At 50.7% G+C, this 16,995-nt stretch carries 18 protein-coding genes and 2 pseudogenes; 9 read left to right on the forward strand and 11 right to left on the reverse strand.

All coding sequences use genetic code 11. The features are described from left to right. Positions 1–32: 32 nt before the first annotated feature. From ruvB to serA, 7 genes are all read right to left on the reverse strand, one after another. Positions 33–1,064: a Holliday junction branch migration DNA helicase RuvB gene (ruvB, locus tag CEK71_RS03735; RefSeq protein WP_215479442.1), complete on the reverse strand. Its 1,032-nt coding sequence runs from the start codon at positions 1,062–1,064 to the stop codon at positions 33–35. Then, the gene (gene ruvA, locus CEK71_RS03740) at positions 1,064–1,666 is read right to left on the reverse strand and encodes a Holliday junction branch migration protein RuvA (RefSeq protein WP_088618128.1); all 603 of its coding nucleotides are present in this window, start codon (positions 1,664–1,666) and stop codon (positions 1,064–1,066) included. The genes ruvB and ruvA overlap by 1 nt, the downstream gene beginning before the upstream one ends. Then, positions 1,663–2,157, reverse strand: a complete 495-nt coding sequence (ruvC, locus tag CEK71_RS03745) for a crossover junction endodeoxyribonuclease RuvC (protein WP_088618129.1) — start codon at positions 2,155–2,157, stop codon at positions 1,663–1,665. Before ruvC ends, ruvA begins: the two co-directional genes overlap by 4 nt. A 155-nt stretch (positions 2,158–2,312) precedes the next feature. Continuing rightward, positions 2,313–3,059, reverse strand: a complete 747-nt coding sequence (locus CEK71_RS03750; RefSeq protein ID WP_088618130.1) for a YebC/PmpR family DNA-binding transcriptional regulator — start codon at positions 3,057–3,059, stop codon at positions 2,313–2,315. Between the two features lie 480 nt (positions 3,060–3,539). Continuing rightward, positions 3,540–4,571: an acyltransferase gene (locus CEK71_RS03755; protein WP_088618131.1), complete on the reverse strand. Its 1,032-nt coding sequence runs from the start codon at positions 4,569–4,571 to the stop codon at positions 3,540–3,542. A 71-nt stretch (positions 4,572–4,642) separates the two neighbouring features. Then, positions 4,643–5,287 (reverse strand): HAD-IB family phosphatase, encoded by a 645-nt coding sequence (locus CEK71_RS03760; protein ID WP_088621494.1) that lies wholly within the window; start codon positions 5,285–5,287, stop codon positions 4,643–4,645. 8 nt (positions 5,288–5,295) lie between these two features. Continuing rightward, positions 5,296–6,879, reverse strand: coding sequence for a phosphoglycerate dehydrogenase (gene serA / locus CEK71_RS03765; RefSeq protein ID WP_088618132.1), 1,584 nt, complete (start codon positions 6,877–6,879; stop codon positions 5,296–5,298). Positions 6,880–6,975: 96 nt separating this feature from the next. Here serA and CEK71_RS03770 point away from each other — a divergent pair, with 96 nt between their 5' ends. Together CEK71_RS03770 and CEK71_RS03775 are read left to right on the forward strand one after the other, a co-directional pair. Further along, complete coding sequence (locus CEK71_RS03770) at positions 6,976–7,860, forward strand: hypothetical protein (protein WP_088618133.1); 885 nt, start codon at positions 6,976–6,978, stop codon at positions 7,858–7,860. 27 nt (positions 7,861–7,887) lie between these two features. Then, on the forward strand, positions 7,888–8,760 hold the full coding sequence (locus tag CEK71_RS03775) for a DNA-methyltransferase (RefSeq protein WP_088618134.1): 873 nt from the start codon (positions 7,888–7,890) through the stop codon (positions 8,758–8,760). On the opposite strand, the gene CEK71_RS03780 is transcribed toward CEK71_RS03775, so the two are convergent. Together CEK71_RS03780 and CEK71_RS03785 are read right to left on the reverse strand one after the other, a co-directional pair. Then, positions 8,737–9,345, reverse strand: a complete 609-nt coding sequence (locus CEK71_RS03780) for a ScaI family restriction endonuclease (protein WP_198328455.1) — start codon at positions 9,343–9,345, stop codon at positions 8,737–8,739. The genes CEK71_RS03775 and CEK71_RS03780 overlap by 24 nt on opposite strands. Further along, the gene (locus CEK71_RS03785) at positions 9,342–9,557 is read right to left on the reverse strand and encodes a helix-turn-helix domain-containing protein (RefSeq protein ID WP_088618136.1); all 216 of its coding nucleotides are present in this window, start codon (positions 9,555–9,557) and stop codon (positions 9,342–9,344) included. The genes CEK71_RS03780 and CEK71_RS03785 overlap by 4 nt, the downstream gene beginning before the upstream one ends. Positions 9,558–9,764: 207 nt before the next feature. Here CEK71_RS03785 and CEK71_RS03790 point away from each other — a divergent pair, with 207 nt between their 5' ends. The 3 genes from CEK71_RS03790 (at position 9,765) to CEK71_RS03800 (ending at position 11,563) form a co-directional block, all read left to right on the forward strand. Continuing rightward, a complete protein-coding gene (locus CEK71_RS03790) occupies positions 9,765–10,691 on the forward strand; it encodes a histone deacetylase family protein (RefSeq protein ID WP_088618137.1) in 927 nt (308 codons plus the stop codon). A gap of 82 nt (positions 10,692–10,773) precedes the next feature. Then, positions 10,774–11,052 (forward strand): DUF5710 domain-containing protein, encoded by a 279-nt coding sequence (locus CEK71_RS03795; protein WP_088618138.1) that lies wholly within the window; start codon positions 10,774–10,776, stop codon positions 11,050–11,052. A 4-nt stretch (positions 11,053–11,056) separates the two neighbouring features. Continuing rightward, positions 11,057–11,563 carry a M48 metallopeptidase family protein gene (locus tag CEK71_RS03800; RefSeq protein ID WP_088618139.1) on the forward strand — a complete coding sequence of 169 codons (507 nt, stop codon included), beginning with the start codon at positions 11,057–11,059 and terminating at the stop codon, positions 11,561–11,563. Between the two features lie 121 nt (positions 11,564–11,684). Here CEK71_RS03800 and CEK71_RS23480 read toward each other — a convergent pair. Beyond that, positions 11,685–11,798, reverse strand: a pseudogene (locus CEK71_RS23480) (BrnA antitoxin family protein); the annotation flags it as partial. A 197-nt stretch (positions 11,799–11,995) separates the two neighbouring features. On the opposite strand from CEK71_RS23480, the gene CEK71_RS03810 reads away from it, so the two are divergent. Together CEK71_RS03810 and CEK71_RS03815 are read left to right on the forward strand one after the other, a co-directional pair. Further along, positions 11,996–12,943 (forward strand): reverse transcriptase domain-containing protein, encoded by a 948-nt coding sequence (locus tag CEK71_RS03810; protein ID WP_088618141.1) that lies wholly within the window; start codon positions 11,996–11,998, stop codon positions 12,941–12,943. Positions 12,944–12,945: 2 nt separating this feature from the next. Next, the gene (locus tag CEK71_RS03815) at positions 12,946–14,310 is read left to right on the forward strand and encodes an ATP-dependent nuclease (RefSeq protein WP_088618142.1); all 1,365 of its coding nucleotides are present in this window, start codon (positions 12,946–12,948) and stop codon (positions 14,308–14,310) included. A 61-nt stretch (positions 14,311–14,371) separates the two neighbouring features. On the opposite strand, the pseudogene CEK71_RS03820 reads toward CEK71_RS03815, so the two are convergent. Beyond that, a pseudogene (locus tag CEK71_RS03820) lies at positions 14,372–14,775 on the reverse strand (IS701 family transposase); the annotation flags it as partial. Positions 14,776–14,948: 173 nt separating this feature from the next. On the opposite strand from CEK71_RS03820, the gene CEK71_RS03825 reads away from it, so the two are divergent. Then, positions 14,949–15,854, forward strand: a complete 906-nt coding sequence (locus CEK71_RS03825) for an AAA family ATPase (protein WP_088618144.1) — start codon at positions 14,949–14,951, stop codon at positions 15,852–15,854. Further along, the gene (locus CEK71_RS03830; RefSeq protein ID WP_088618145.1) at positions 15,851–16,798 is read left to right on the forward strand and encodes a DUF58 domain-containing protein; all 948 of its coding nucleotides are present in this window, start codon (positions 15,851–15,853) and stop codon (positions 16,796–16,798) included. Before CEK71_RS03825 ends, CEK71_RS03830 begins: the two co-directional genes overlap by 4 nt. The last annotated feature ends 197 nt before the right edge of the window (positions 16,799–16,995 follow it).

Here is a 16,995-nt window from a genome sequence, read left to right on the forward strand (position 1 = left end):
CTACCCCTAAACCCTGAACCGTATCTTAACGGTTAATCAAACAAATCCACCGCCACCCCAAATGCCCTGGGCACGTCTAAACCGAAGTGGGTGTAGGCGTGTTGGGTGACGACCCGCCCGCGTGGGGTGCGCATGATGAAGCCTTGCTGCATCAGGTACGGCTCCAGCACGTCTTCGATGGTGCCGCGTTCTTCGCTGATGGCGGCGGCTAGGGTGTCCAGACCGACGGGGCCGCCTGCGAAGTTTTCGATCATGGTCAATAATAGTTTGCGGTCCAGCGCGTCGAAGCCGTTACTGTCGACTTTGAGCATGTCCAGCGCCTGCATGGCGACGGTTTCGGTGACGATGCCGTTGCTTTTGACTTCGGCGTAGTCGCGTACCCGCCGCAATAGGCGGTTGGCGATGCGCGGCGTGCCGCGTGAGCGGCGGGCGACTTCAAACGCGCCTTGGCTTTCCATGCTGATGCCTAACACGTTTGCCGAGCGCAGGATGATGCTGGTCAGCTCATCCACGGTGTAAAACTCCAGGCGTTGGACGATGCCGAAGCGGTCGCGTAGCGGCGAGGTCAGCAACCCGGCGCGGGTGGTGGCACCGACTAGGGTAAACGGCGGCAGGTCGAGTTTGATGGAGCGGGCGGCGGGGCCTTCGCCGATCATCAAATCGAGCTGGTAGTCTTCCATGGCCGGATACAGTATTTCTTCCACGGCGGGGCTGAGGCGGTGGATTTCGTCGATGAACAGCACATCGTGGGCTTCCAGGTTGGTCAGCAACGCCGCCAAGTCACCCGCTTTTTCCAACACGGGACCAGAGGTTTGGCGAATTTTAACACACATTTCCGCCGCGATGATGTTGGCGAGGGTGGTTTTGCCCAAGCCGGGCGGCCCGAAGATCAGGACGTGGTCCAGGGCTTCTTTGCGGGCGGTGGCGGCTTGGATAAATATCTCCATTTGCGCACAGAGTTCTTTTTGCCCGACATACTCGGCGAGGCGTTTCGGACGGATGGCGCGGTCTTGGCGTTCTTCGTCCAGATGGCTGGTGGCGGTGATGATGCGGTCGCTTTCGATCATTTCAGCGTCCCTTGCAGGGCGAGGCGGATGATGTCTTCACAGCTTTTGCCTTCGGCGTTGACGGCCTGCACCATTTTGCTGGCATCGGCGGGTTTGTAGCCTAAGGAACACAGGGCGCTGATGGCTTCTTGTTTGGGGTGGGCGGCGACCGGCGCGGCACTGGGGCTGGCGGCGGTGCTGACGCTGGTGTCGCCTAGGGTGGGCAAGCGGTCGCGCAGTTCGATGACCAGTCGTTCGGCGGTTTTTTTGCCGACGCCGGGCAAGCGCACCAGGGCTTGGGTGTCGTTATTTTCGATGCTGCGGTGGAATTCTTCGGCGCTTTGCCCGGACAGGATGGTCAGGGCGAGTTTGGGGCCAACTCCGTTGACTTTTATCAGGGTGCGGAACAGGGCACGGTCAGCCTCTTTAAGGAAGCCGAACAGGCTGTGCGCGTCTTCGCGGACGACCAAATGGGTGTGCAGGGTGATGTCGGCACCGATTAGGGGCAGGTCGTAGAAGGTGGTCATGGGGGCTTCGATTTCGTAGCCCACCCCTTGTACGTCCAGCACAATTAACGGCGGGGCTTTATGCACCAGTTTGCCGCGTAAAAAACCAATCATTGATAACCTTGCTGTAAGCGGTTGGCGGTTTGTTGATAATGGGCGTGGCAGAGGCTGATACCCAGCGCGTCGCTGGCATCAATCTGTAAGTCGCCCTGAATGTTTAGCAATATTTTGACCATGTGCTGCACTTGCAGTTTGTCGGCGCTGCCTTTGCCGGCAATGGCCTGTTTGACTTGCCGGGCAGCGTATTCGAACACGGGTATGTTGACGCTTTGCACGGCGCAAATCGCCGCGCCACGCGCTTGGCCTAATTTTAACGCAGAATCGGCATTTTTGTGCATAAACACTTGTTCTATCGCCATTTGTTCGGGCTGGTATTGCTCGCTGATTTGGCGCAGGCCGTCGAATATTTGTTTCAGGCGGTCGGGGAAGTAGTCGCCGCTGATGCGGATGCAGCCGCTGGCGACGTAACGGTAGCCGCGCGGGCTGTGTTCGATAATGCCGTAACCGGTGAGTCTGGAGCCGGGGTCTATGCCTAAAATTCTCATGTTGGGTAAGGGGTTAGGAGGGGCTGCGGGCGCAAAGGTTTTTAGGCTTTCCGTGGATTGGTCAGGCTATACGGCTTTAAGGTGGTACGGTGGCCTGTAAATGCGTTGTCTTACAGGCCATGTCGGGCAGAACCGCTTGCCCGACGATCTTACGCTTATTCCAAGCCCGCCATAATTTCATCGCTAATATCAGCGTTGGAATAGACGTTTTGCACGTCGTCCAAGTCTTCTAAGCGGTCGATGAGTTTGAGCATTTTTTCGGCGGTTTCGGCATCGAGTTCGACCAGGGTGGCGGCTTGCATGACCACTTCGGCGTTGTCGGGGGGGAATCCGGCGGCGTTGAGCGCGTCTTTTACGCCCAGGTAGCTTTCGGGGCTGGTCATAACATCGGCGGAGCCGTTATCATGGCTGGTCACGTCGTCCGCGCCCGCTTCTAAGGCCGCTTCCATCAGCGCGTCTTCGTCAATCGGCGGGGCGTAGCTGAGGATGCCGAGTTTGCTGAACAGGTAGGCGACTGAGCCGTCGGTGCCTAGGTTGCCGCCCGCTTTGGTGAAGGCGTGGCGGACTTCGGCGACGGTGCGGTTGCGGTTGTCGGTCAGGCAATCGACGATGACCGCCGTGCCGCCGGGGCCGTAGCCTTCGTAGCGCAGATGCTCGTAATTGGCGCCTTCTTGCGCTCCTGAGGCTTTTTTAATGGTGTTGTCGATGGTGTCGCGGCGCATGTTCGCGCCTAAGGCCTTGTCTATCACCGTGCGTAACGATGGATTACTGGCGGGGTCTGCCCCGCTGGTTTTGACGGCGACGGTGATTTCGCGCAACAGTTTGGTGAAAATTTTGCCGCGTTTGGCATCTTGCCCGGCTTTGCGGTGCTTGATGTTCGCCCATTTACTATGTCCTGCCATGATGTCTCTCTAAGGTGTTTCTTTAAATCTATGGGGTAAAATTCGGTGATCAAGTTTTTCATAAAGCCCGCCTTGAATAGGCTGGGGCATTTGTTAAAAACACAAACCTATCGGCTAAAGCGGTTCCCTCCCCTGATGGGCGACTGCATGGATGCAGGAGGTAGAGCAACGCAGGAGCAGTTGCCGAGAGGGCTGGGGTGGGGAGAATAAAATCAATAGCTTATGCTGATGTCTCAGAGGTTTTAATCGGACTGTTTTTAGTTGGTTTAATGAAAAAAGCCTTGTTTAGATTCTCCCCACCCCAACCCTCTCGGCAACTGCTCCTGCGTTGCTCTACCTCCTGCATCCATGCAGTCGCCCATCAGGGGAGGGAGACGATCTCCGCTGTAACCTGTTGTTTCTAATTATATGTATGCTTTTCCAATATCCGATAGCTAAGCTATTTTGAAAAACTTGATCATCAGGTAACACAAATTTTGTTTAGGTGACGCGCCGGAACAGCGCGTTTTTTCTCAGTACGGCGATACACAGGTACGATAACAGTGTGGTGGCTGTAAACGTCAACGCTATATAAGGCAGCGGGTGGCTATTGTAATCGGGTAGCACCTGTTTGGACAAAAAGATGAACACCGGATGCACTAAATAGATGCCGAAGGTGGTGTCGGCGAGGTGGCGGACGGTCTTATGGTCCCGCAGGTACGCGGCATTGGTTTTGGCTAATAAGAATACCAGTGCCGCTATTATAAAGCTTAGCGGCCCCATGTCGCTAAACAGCGGCGGCGGGTCTTGGCTGATGTGTAAATGCTGGCGCAGCAGATAATTGCCGCCCGCACCCGCCGCTATCAGCAATGCCAGTGCCGAGACCATAACGCGGTTGCTCAGGTGTAGGCGGTTGCCGTAGTGGTCTAGGTAGTAGCCGAGGATGAAGTAGGCGATATACCAGGGAAAAATGCGGAACCAGTTAAGTTCGGCTTTTAGTAGGTTTTCTGCCACTAAGGCGAGGCCGTTGAGGCTAAAAAAGCCCAGCATGAGCAAGAGCAGCAGGCGCAAGTCGGCGGGGCGCGGTTTGTTGCCGTTGATAAATTGATTAATGAACGGGGCAAACAGCATCAGGCAGGCGAGCATGGTCAGATACCAAAGATGGATGCGGGTATAGCCGTGCAGGAGAATTTGCCAGAGCTGTTGGTGCAGGTCGGTGTCGGTCAAGAGGCCGAAGCCGAAGTAAAAGGCTGACCAGAACAGTAAAGGCGGCAGGAGCCGGATAGTCCGTTTTTGGTAAAAGGCCTTAGTGGTGCTGGGTTTGCCGAGCAATAACGCGCCGGAGATCATGACGAAAATCGGCACGGCAAAGCGGCTGGCGGCGTTGAGCAGGTTGGTCAGCCACCAGTTTAAGGTATTGAGGTCGGGGGCGTTTTTGTAGTAATGGCTGGTGGCATGGATGCAGATGACCGCCAGGGTGGCGATGATGCGCAGATAGTCTAGCCAGGGTTTTTGGGTAGTGGGGGAGGACATGGAAAAGCTAAAGGGGATTTAAAGGCAACAGATAGGCGGGTTTCCTCGTTCTGACGAACCCCGCCCCATTTTTACAGCAAATACGGCAAAACGCCCAGCAAACTCGCTTCGGCGACATAAGCATCCGCCGCTTCGCGCACTGCCGGGCGTTCGACGACACCGCCGAAGCCGATGGTGTACGCGCCCGCCTGTTTGGCTTCCATATCGGTTTTGCCGTCGCCGACCATCGCCATGCGGGCATTGTCGGTGCGCAATTGGGCGCAGATTTCCGCTTTGCCGCCGTTGCGTGCCAGCGGCGAGTCTTGTTGGTAGTCGCGGTAGCTGCCGTCGGCGTTAAAGTAGATGTCGACCGCATGGACGTTGGCATCATTTACGCCTAGCCGCCTTGCCATCGGCAGGATTGCCGGACGCAAGCCGCCGCTGATGATATGCACGGCTTTGCCTTGTGCCGCCAATTCGGCGAATACCTCGGCCACGCCCGGCACTTGTTCGGCGCTATAGCGTTCGGCCAGCCACGTTATGCTGTCTGCGTCCGGTCTGATGAGTTCCAGGCGTTGCCCATAAACTTGCGCCAGCGGCACTTCGCCGTTCATGGCGGCATCGGTAAGCTTGGCCATGGCAGGCCCTAAGCCCACCCTTACCGCCAGTTCGTCTATGCCTTCTAAGGCGCTTAAGGTGCTGTCGAAATCAAAACAGACAATATCAAAACCAGTCATATCAATACTCATAAACAAATTTGGGTAACGCTCAGGACAGGGGGCAGTTCGGCCAGTTGTTGTAAGATAGCCGGGTTAATCGGGGTGGAAATGCTGATGACGGCCATGGCTTCTAAGCGGTCGTCGGCGGTGCTGACTTGCATCCTTGATATATTAATGTTGGCGTTGCCCAGCACCGCGCTGATGGCGGAGATAACGCCGGGGCGGTCGTCATGGCGGGTGATGATGAGCGTGCCTTCGGGGACGACTTCAATATCAAAATGGTTGATGCACACCAGGCGCGGTTGGCGGCCACCCAATAACGCGCCGGACAGGCTGAGGGTTTGGTCGCGGCAAAAGCCCGTGATTTTAATCAGGGAGATATAGTCGCGCGATTCCAAGGTCATGGATTCGACCAAGCCAATGCCTTGGCGTTTCGCCAGATTTTCGGCGTTGACGCGGTTAACGGCGCTGGAGACTTGGCCGCTCAATACTCCGACCAAAGCGGCGATGGAGATGGGGCGTACCGCGACTTCGGCGGCGCGGCCAAAGGTGGCGACTTCGATTTTATGCAACGGTTGGTCAGTCAGGCCGACCAGCACCTTGCCCAAAATCGTCGCCAGATTCATAAACTCGTGGGATTTTTTCAGCTCTTCGGCGGACAGGCGTGGCAGGTTAAGGGCGTTGACCGCTTCGCCTGTCCTTAAGAAGGTCACGGCTTGGCGGGCGATTTCGACGCTGACTGCCTCTTGGGCTTCGGCAGTCGATGCGCCCAGATGCGGGGTGAACACGATATTGCTTAAGCCCAGCAAAGGCGAGTCGGTTGGCGGTTCGACCTCGTAGACATCCAAGGCCGCGCCAGCGAGGCGGCCTGTGCTTAAGGCCTCATATAAGGCGGCTTCGTCAATCAGCCCGCCCCGTGCGCAGTTAATCACCATCGCTTCTTTTTTCATCAAGGCCAATTGTTGGCTGCCGATGATATGCTGGGTTTTGGCGATTAACGGGCAATGCAGGGTCAGGTAATCGGCACGGCGCAGCAATTCGTCCAAGCTGACCGGCTCCACGCCCAGTTCGGTGAAAATTTCTGGCGCGACAAACGGGTCGTAGGCGATAACGTGCATCCTTAGGCCGAAACCGCGCTGGGCGACAATCCGGCCTATGGTGCCAAAGCCTAAGATCGCCAAGGTTTTATGGGCGACTTCGGTGCCGACCAGTTTCGCCCGCTCCCATTGCCCGGCCCGTACCGAGCGGTCGGCGGCGGGCAGGTGGCGGCTCAGCGACAGCAGGTGCGCAATGGCCAGCTCGGCGGTGGTGGTGGCGTTAGCGTCGGGGGTGTTCATGACAATAATGCCCAACTCGGTCGCTAAGGGAATGTCGACATTATCGACCCCAATACCCGCCCGCCCGATCAGTTTCAGATTTATCGCCGAATGCAGCACCGCCGGGGTGACTTGGGTGTCGCTGCGGATCAGCAGGGCATCGTAATCGCCGATAATCCGGCATAAGCCGTCCTCATCTAAGCCGGTTTCGATATGAATGGCGATATCCGTTTGGTCTTGTAGGTATTGGATACCGGCGGCGGCTAATTTGTCAGCAACAAGGATTTTTTTCATGGCAGATTGGCGGGTGAGTTTACGCGCTAAAAAACGCCTAGTTTACCAGCTTTGTTATAATCTCGGAATTTTGCTGCCTTTGATCTTATCCCCGCTATGATGACTCTGCCCTTTCGTGTCCACATCCATCTGGGGGCGCATAAAACCGCCACCACATTTATCCAAAACGGCTTGGCGCAACAACACGCTTGGCTACGCGAACGGCACATCGCCTACATCCCTTTACATCGCTTACGCCAAGAATTTACCCCGTGTTTTTGGGAGCTGACCAACGGCCAAGCCGCCGACCCCGCCGCCTTAATGGCACGGATGCGTACCCTATTACTGGCGAATGTCGAAGCCAGCGGCTATAAAGTAGACGACACCCGGTTGCTGATACTGTCGGAAGAAAACCTGCTCGGCGCGTTGGGGGCTTTATACCATAGGGGTGTGTTATACCCCGATTTGGCGAAGCGGATGCAGTATCTGGCGGAGATTTTTCAGGGCTGCGAGGTGCAGGCGTTTTTGTCCGTCCGCAATTACCGCGATTTTTACGCCTCGGCGTATGCGGAAGTCCTGCGCCAAGGCTGGGTCAAGCCGATGGATCAGTTTGTCGCCAAGCTGGATTTGTCCGGCAATACCTGGCCGAACGTGGTCGCCGCTATTGAAGCCGCGTTGGGACCGGTGACGGTATGGCCTTATGAGCAGTTCCGCAGCCATACCGGGGAGATTATCTCGGCTTTGTTGCAAGCTGAAGTGGGGGCGGATTTTTTGGGCAAGCAAACTGTCAGGCCATCGCTGACCCAAAAAGGCTTGGCCGTGGCAATGGCCTGCCGTGATGTGCTGGAACCGGCGGATTTGAAGAAATTGGTCAATACGCTGGTGGATAAGGTGGTGTTTGAACAGCCGGACGGGCGGATTGTGTTGGGGGATGACGGGGGGATTGGGGCGTTGGAGGCGCGGTATTGGGAGGAGTTGGAGGGGTATTCCTTGACTCTATGAAATAAAGTGAATACTATAAGTAGCATTATGACTAACTCATCATTTAATCAAGTAAAAAAAATCTTAGGCACGCCTGCTTATGAAAATGCAGGCGTAGCCATCTATTGCCAAGATTGCCTAAAAGGAATGCAAAAACTGCCTGATAACTTAGTCAACTTAACCGTTACGTCACCGCCATACAATATTGGCAAAGAATATGAATCCTTCATTACCACAGAGGATTACATCGGCTGGTGTAGTAAGTGGATGCAAGAAATCTACAGGATAACCGCTGAAAATGGCGCGTTTTGGCTAAATGTCGGCTATTTTGAGGTTAAAAATAAGGGGCTTGCTGTGCCTATTTCCTACTTGCTTTGGGATAAAAGCGATTTTTATTTACTTCAAGAGCTTGTTTGGAATTACGCGGCTGGGGTTGCCTGCAAATCCCGATTTTCACCTAGGAATGAAAAGCTGCTCTGGTACATAAAAAATCAACAGCACTATACGTTTAATTTAGATGAGGTTCGGGATCCTAATGTCAAATATCCCAATCAAAAAAAGAATGGCAAACTGAAATGTAATCCTCTCGGAAAAAATCCTACCGATGTATGGCAAATTGCTAAGGTGACATCCGGTGCGAACCGTTCTTCAAAGGAAAGGACTGCGCATCCGGCCCAATTTCCGACGGCGATGATTGAAAGGGTTATCAAATCAAGCAGCAATTGGGGGGAACTTGTTATTGATCCGTTTATAGGGTCAGGAAGTACGGCTATCGCCGCCCTTGAGAATGGCCGTCATGTTATCGGATTTGAAGTTGAAGAAAAATATATCCAGATAGCTAGGCAACGGATTGAAGCTTATCTGTTTGACAAGGAAATGGCGCAAGCGCAGGGTGACTTAGAGCTGATGTTTGGGATATAGGGTTTTTAGCTTTAATCGGTAAGTCTCGGGTGCCAGCTTTGCTTGTTGTCCTGTTTCAGAAGCTTGGCCAATCCAATCCGTATGGTCTAGCCAGCCGAACCGAATCATTAAAATGCGCGGTTGTTGGGTTTTTGCTTTGATTTGTTCAAAATTAACCGCTAAATAATAGCCGTCTTTGCTTTTTTTCTGCTGTGAAGGCGTTTGGGCATAGCTTCTGTTGGCAAATATCTGGTTTGGATTTGAAGACGTTTTTAGCTCTATCGAATAACGGTCATCGGGTAAGTAAACAATATCCTTATCGTATTTTTCCTGCTCCCTTTGCCATATACCCGGATAACTCGCCGCTATTTCAGCGGGTATCAGTTCGTGCAACAAGGCTCCGATGACTTGCGGCTTCGGAAAAATATGTTCGCCGATTTTAAGGCGGTGTCGCCCTATGGTAGAGCTGAACAGGCCTTGCCATGCGGCGAAGCAAAACCCGACAATTTCCTGCTCGTCTAACGGATGGTTTGCAATGAGATCATGGGTAATTTGTAACCAATCTGATTTTGCGGATTGGGCATAAGGGGACGCAGCCGTCATCATTCTATTCCACTCAGCAGTGTCGACGGGCTGACAGATAGCGCCCTAGCGATTAAGACAATATTTTGTAAGCTGACATTGCGTTCGCCGCGTTCAATCGAGCCTATGTAGGTTCTATGCAGGCCACATGCGTCGGCTAGCCCCTCTTGTGACAAGCCAATAACGCCGCGCTGTTCGCGTATCTTTTGCCCTAGTTTTTTTTGTATCGTTTCCATCTGATTATGGTGATGCTATGCACACTATAAGTCTACAGACTATAGGTAGCACCCCGTCAAAATGTTTGATGCGGTTTTTTATGGTCGGGCAATGAAGCGCCAACGTGAAGGACGGAATTTCCAAGCGGCTTGGGAACGCGCCATTTACCTTTATCAGGACTCCGGTAGAATAGCCCGTATCTTAAAACCGGACTGGCAGGCCATGGTATGCGCACCCTCTATTATTCCCACCCCGATTTTCTGCAACATCTCACTGGCGTAGGCCATCCTGAATGCCCGATGCGCTTGTGGGGGATTAACCGGGTGTTGCAGGAACCGGAATTTGCCGGGTTGGTTCGGGTGGAGCCGCCGATGGGTACGGAGCAGCAGGTGCATTTGGTGCATCCGCCGGAACATATCGCGCATTTGCGGGCCGAGTTGCCCGCCGAAGGCCAGCAGCCTTTAGATAATGACACGATATTGTCGCCAGGGTCGTTGACGGCGGCGTTCCGGGCGGTGGGGGCGGTGTGTGATGCGGTTGACCAAGTGCTGATCGGGGCGGCGGATAATGCTTTTTGCGCGGTGCGCCCGCCGGGGCATCATGCCGAGCCTGAGCAGGCGATGGGCTTTTGTCTGTTTAATAACGTCGCCATCGCCGCCGAATATGCCCGCCAGCATTATCAGTTAGAGCGTATTGCCATTGTCGATTTTGATGTCCATCACGGTAATGGCACGCAAGCGTGTTTTGCCCGCCAGCCGCAGGTGTTGTATATCTCCAGCCATGAAATGCCGCAGTATCCCGGCACGGGCTACGCGACGGAAACGGGAGTGGGCAATATCATTAATATCCCGTTCCGCGCGGGTGAGGCGGGGGCGGCGTTGCGGGATAAATATCAAGCGTTGGTGTTTCCGGCGTTGGAGGCGTTTCAGCCCCAGTTGCTGTTGCTGTCGGCGGGTTTTGATGCCCATGAGAATGATCCCTTGGCGGGTTTGGCTTGGGTGGAAGACGATTACCGTTGGTTGACCGAGGCCTTGGTGGACGTTGCCGCCCGCCATTGTCAGGGGCGGGTGATTTCGGTGCTGGAGGGTGGCTATAATATTAAGGATTTGGCGATGAGCGCCGCTGCACATGTTAGGGTGTTGATGGGGGCTTAGGTTGTGGTTCTGAAACGATTGGACGGCACGGCTTGCCCTAGGCTATGATGACCGATACCTTAACTGTTGATTTGTTTATTGAATGGCTAGCGCAAAAATTTATCTGACTGTCCCTTACGCGCAAAAAGACGCGGCGAAAGCCTTAGGGGCGCGTTGGGATGCTGCTGTAAAAAAATGGTATGTCCCTGCTGATAAGGAACTGGTGCTGTTTGCGCAATGGCAGGTGGATGCTGGTGTTCCGGTGGCGGCTACGCCTGCTAAGGCGAAAGCGTCCGGCGGCACTACCCGCGCCAGTACGGTGACGGTTGCGGCGGCGGGGGATTTTGTCGCCTATAACGGCGACGCGCCGCCGTGGGAGTAGGGCGATGGCGGGCTTAAAATATCTGGCGGGGTATTCGCCCCAAGTCAACGAGCAGGTGCAACGGCTGATCGACAGCGGCGAGCTGGCGGGGCGGTTGCGCAAAAAATATCCGGCCAGCCACACTATCCGTACCGATAAGGCACTTTATACTTATACGGTGGAGCTAAAAAACCAGTTCCTGAGGCAATCCAACCCGCTCAGTAAGGTGGTGTATGACGATAAGCTGGACGTGCTGCATCAGGCGTTAGGTTTGCATACGTTTATCTCGCGGGTGCAGGGCGGTAATCTTAAGGCCAAGCATGAGATTCGCGTCGGGGCGGTGTTTAAAACCGCGCCGCTGGAGTTTTTGCGCATGATTGTTGTGCATGAGCTGGCGCATTTGCGTGAGAAGGAACATAACAAGGCGTTTTATAAGCTCTGCGAGTATATGGAGCCGGATTATCACCAACTGGAGTTTGATATGCGTTTGTATCTGACGTGTTTGGAGTTGGGGGCAGAAGGTGTTAAGTGAACCCCATCACTCACCATCAACCTTAGGGCGTGTTCCTGCCATAATAGGATGATGGCTTAAAATTCAGGTGAGGGAATGGAACAGGGCTAGGCTCGCCTGTCCAAAACCCAAAATAAGGCTTTTATGCCTTATGTTCGCTCAGCCATTCTTTAAGCGCATCGTTCATGCGCGTCTGCCAGCCTTTGCCAGTGGCGCGGAATGCTGCCAATACGTCGGCATCATAGCGGACGGCGACTTGTTGCTTGCGGGGTTACAAATTGATTTGTTTTTTAAATTTAAAAACGATACACTTAACAGTATGCTAGTGACTAGGAGTATCTCCAGTCATAAATACTAGCCGCTACCTCCGTTTAGCCTAATTTATCTTGCCCGAACTCTTTCAGAGACGGGCAAGTTGAAATTTGACGAACATTGCGATCTGGTGTCGTTCAAATGAAAAAAACATCTCTTTCCCTCCAAGAAGCTTTTGATTCTACGTTCCATCATAAATTGAATTTTGATGATTTTTTAAATTTAAATCTTCCTCAAGAATATCAAAAAATTTCAAATGCAAAAGTTAATCCTTCTCCTAAATTAAAAAAATACTTACGATTTTTAAATAGCTTTGTCTTTGATTACGTCAAAATAAATACTAATGTCGTGCATTCGTATAGACATGAAAAAAGCACTTACACGGCGGTAGTTCCACACTGTCATAGCAAGTTTTTTTTTCAAACGGATATAAAAGATTTTTTTCATAAAATTACAAAGCAAGACGTCGAAAAAATATTAGACACTGCTTTAGATAATGTTCCAATCTATGATATTCATCAATATAAATCTGAATTATTAAATATAACAACAATTGATGATATTTTACCTGTAGGCTTTCCAACTTCCCCAAATATTAGCAATAGTTTTTTATCTGATTTTGATGATGCTCTTGAAGGATATTGTATAAAAAACGAGATAATTTACACTCGATATTCAGATGATATTTTTTTATCATCAAACGCTAAAGATTCTTTAATGAGCATTCAAAATACTATTTCTGATTATCTTAACGAACTTTATGATAGAAGAGTAAAAATAAACGCATATAAAACAAAACATACTCACAAAGGAAGTAAAATAAAAATGCTCGGAATGGTTATTTTGCCATCTGGAAAAATTAGCGTGGATATTAAATTAAAACAACAAATTGAAGTGTTATTTCATTTTTATATCAATGATAAAGATAAATTTGCTGATTATTTAAAAAACCATTATCAAGGTGACTTCAGTAAGGTTTCAGGGCAGCTAAATCATATTAATACAATTGATAAGTCGTATTTAGACAAACTTAGAAAGAAATACGGTAATTTCATTGTTGATAGTTTTTATCATCAATCTATTGATTAAAAATGGATAGTGAATTTATTTGCATACTGTTCGATGTTCAGCACATAAAAGAATTATTTTTTCGTATTGAATTGTCAAACAAATTAATGTGCATTGTTGGAAAAAATAGTGTAGGAAAAACAACATTAATTCGTGCTATAAAAAATATCACTTCTGCAAATACGTTTGCAAAGACAGCCTCCCCCTATATTTTTAAAGATACTAGCTGTATTCGTTATATCATTGATGGAACAATTTATAATTTTCAGTACAACCCTAAGCTTCGGGTTATTGATACTAAGTCAATCATCAATGAAAAAATAAAACGAAATATTTATGCTGAGTTACCTATCCCTCATGGTGAAAGATTTAATCATTTTCAAAGGTTATCTGAAATTGATGAAGAACTAAGAAAGGGCATATCATTAAAGGAATACTCTACACCTGACGACTTAATAGAATTTCTTTCAAGAATATATAGGTCTGATAGATTTGAAAATTTAAAAGAAATAAAAATAAAGGGGAAACGATACTATTTTATTTTAAAAGAAAATGGTTTTTATATTAGAGAAGATTATCTAAGTTCAGGTGAACATTTTATTATCAACTTGTATAAAATTATCAAACGAAAATGCAAGTTGATTGTGATTGATGAAATTGATATATCGTTAGATGCTTCGGCACAAGTCAATCTCATTGCTGAGTTAAGGCGCTATTGCGAGCAAGATGGGGTTAATATTGTTTTTACTACGCATTCTTTAGCATTGATGAAAACATTGAAAGACTCTGAACTTTTTTATATGGAAAGCAATAATTCTGAAGTTTCTCTAAAAGAAGTGCCTTACAATTATATAAGAAGTGAGCTTTTTTGTTTCCAAGGACGATGGGATAAATATATTTTAGTAGAGGATGTGGTATTAGAACAGTATCTGTCTCATTTAATTAATCAAAAAGAAATGCCCCTGTTTTTTACCTATAAAATAATTTATATTGGCGGTGCTAGTAATGTTATTGATTTAATGAAGCGTAACGAAAAGGCTTGTTTTTTCTCATCACCAGAAAATGTAATTTCAATTCTTGATGGCGATAAAAAAGAAGAATGTAAAAATAATCAAAATGTTTTTTTTATTCCATTTGAAAGTGTTGAAAAACAACTCTCAAAGCATTATAGAAAAACAAATAGAGATGGCTTGCCTGAAGTTACTGAAACATATAAAGGGAAGAAAGAAAAAGATAGAATAAAAAAGCTATACGAAGATTTTACTTATCAAGGTTATCAACATTCGGCAGTTATGACAAATACTCAAATTTTTGACTTTATAAATGAAAGAAAAAAAAATGAGGTTGAACAATTTAAAAAAGAATTGATTGGTTTTTTACAAAAGTAGAAGTTACGCATTGACGACAGGCTGAGCCATAACCGCGTGTACTGACCGTTTAGCCTGTCGTTTGCTTACGCCGGACTCTATACTGTTCAATATGCCAGTGCTTGTCATGTTGCTCAAGGAACGCTTTCCGGTCAAAGGACGCAAACTGTTCTTCATCCGCCAAGTAAACGGCGTAGTGGCGTGGCTGGTCTTTCAGCCATGTCCGGAACAGCTTCACGTTGCCAAAGTCCTTGAGCCAAACGGCCAGCCCCCGTCATCGGGGATGTCCAGCTTTTGCACCTGCACCCAGCGGCCTTTGTCCACGGAGACGGTGCAGTTGCTTTCCACGGCGAACAGCCAACCTAGCCGGTGGTTTTTTACCCGCTTCAGGTTGTCAACGCCGCTGTACCAGCTATCCCCAAAGGCCGGTTCCAGACCCCAAATCAAGACATCTTCCAGCATCTCGCGAAAATAGTCGTTTCTAGTGCCCCTTGTGGGTGTAATGGTCAACAAAAACCGGACAGTTTCTTAGTCTGTTATTGCTACCCGCAACGGTTGACAGTCCCGCGTTGCGCCACTATGCTTTAACCCAGAGCTATCCTTGAAAGCGGTTGTCCGCACTGTCCTGATTTTTCATCTTCTGCACATTCCCCCACACTATGCACAATGCTATCGAACGCTTATTAACTTCCGCGAATGACATCATTCTCGGCAAAGATCATAAAATCCGCTTGGCGGTGTGTTGCCTGTTGGCGCGGGGACATTTGTTGATTGAGGATATTCCGGGGGTGGGTAAGACCACGCTGGCGCATACGCTGGCGAAGTTGTTGGGTTTGCATTATCAGCGTATCCAATTCACTAGCGATTTGTTGCCCGCCGATATTTTGGGCGCGTCGGTGTTTGACAGTGCCAATAATAATTTTAAGTTCCATCCGGGGCCGGTGTTTAACCAGATGGTGTTGGCGGATGAGGTGAACCGCGCCACGCCGAAGGCCCAAAGCGCGTTGTTGGAGGCAATGGAAGAAGGGCAGGTGACGGTGGAAGGCAAGACGTATCCGTTACCCAGCCCGTTTTTTGTCATCGCCACGCAAAACCCTTCCCACCAAATCGGCACTTTCCCGTTGCCGGAATCGCAGTTGGACCGTTTTCTGATGCGCATTGAATTGGGCTACCCCGACCCGGCGGCTGAGCGGGCGTTATTGGCGGGGCAAAGCCGCCAGCAGTTGTTGGAGGCGTTGACTGTGCAGTTGCCACCTGAGCAGTTGCAGGCCATCCAGCAAGCGGTGCTGGGTATCCATGTCTCGCCCGCGCTGTTGGATTATTGCCAAGCTTTGATCCACTATACCCGCACTTCGCCGGAATACCCGTGTGGCCTGTCGCCGCGCGGCGGTTTGGCGTTGTTACGCGCGGCGAAGGCGTGGGCGTTTATGCACCGCCGCGATGCGGTGTTGCCGGAAGATGTCCAAGCGGTGTTGGCGGCGGTGGCGGGGCATCGCTTACGCGCGGGCAGTAGCCATTCCGAGGCGATTGTCGCGTCCTTATTAGACAAGGTGGCTATCCATTGAGCCAGCCGACCCTCACCGAGCGCGTTAAGGCGCACCGTTTTTTTACCGGGGAAAAGGCTTTGGCGAACCAGCCGGTGGTTTTGAACCATCGGCGGATTTTTATTTTGCCGACGCAACGCGGTTTGAGCTTTGCGGTGCTGGTAGGTTTGTTGTTTTTGATTGCTTTTGTTTATAACAATAACTTGGCCTATCTGCTGACGTTTTTGATCGCCAGTGTGTTTTTTATCACCACGCTGCACAGCTTTAAGGCCTTGGCGGGTTTGGTGGTGCAGCCGGGGCCTGCCCAGCCGGTGTTTGCCGGCAACCCCGCCCGTTTTGATGTGTATGTGGACAATCCGACGCCGAACCCGCGCGAGCATTTGCGGCTGACCTTGGAAGATACCGTCAGTGTGAGTGTGCCGGCCTTGACCAAGACCCGGGTCGCGTTGGCTTGCGCCACCCACCAGCGCGGTTGGTATGAGGCGGGTAAGGTGACGGTTGCCAGCACTTATCCGCTGGGCTTGTTTCGGACGTGGTCGCCCATCCGCTTTACGTTAAAGGTGTTGGTGTATCCTAAACCTGCCGACTTCAGTACCCCGTTTCCCGAATCATCGGCGGGGGATATTCAGCAGGGTTTCAGTAAAAAAGGTGCGGAGGATTTTTATGGGGTGCATGAATATCAGGCGGGCGATCCGGTACGCCATATCCATTGGAAGGCCTACGCCAAGGGTTTGGGACTGTACAGCAAGCAATACGGCGGCGGCAGTTCGGCGCAAATCTGGTTGGATTATGCCCAGACTTCGGGGCATTCCACCGAAGAGCGGCTCAGCCAATTGTGCCGCTGGGTGCTGGATGCCGAGCAGGCGGGGTTGAGTTATGGTTTTATCTTGCCTAACCTGACTTTGCAGCCGGGCAGCGGGGTAGGGCATAGCCAGCAATGTTTGGAGGCGTTGGCGTTGTTTTAGGGGGGGTATAAAATTAGTCGGCGTTTCATTGCGTCTCTGCGTGTTAAACCCCACCCCAGCCTCCCCTTGGCAGCATAAGTATCTACACAAGTTTAATTGGGGCTTCGATGGGTTTCACAGGCTTTGGCCGCTAATAAGTGTAGCGACAATAAATCTACCCGGCATACCCTTATGGCCACAGCACGGAGTGCAATGGT

Origin of the sequence: Methylovulum psychrotolerans (assembly GCF_002209385.1) — a bacterium.
GTDB classification, from domain to species: Bacteria; Pseudomonadota; Gammaproteobacteria; order Methylococcales; family Methylomonadaceae; genus Methylovulum; species Methylovulum psychrotolerans.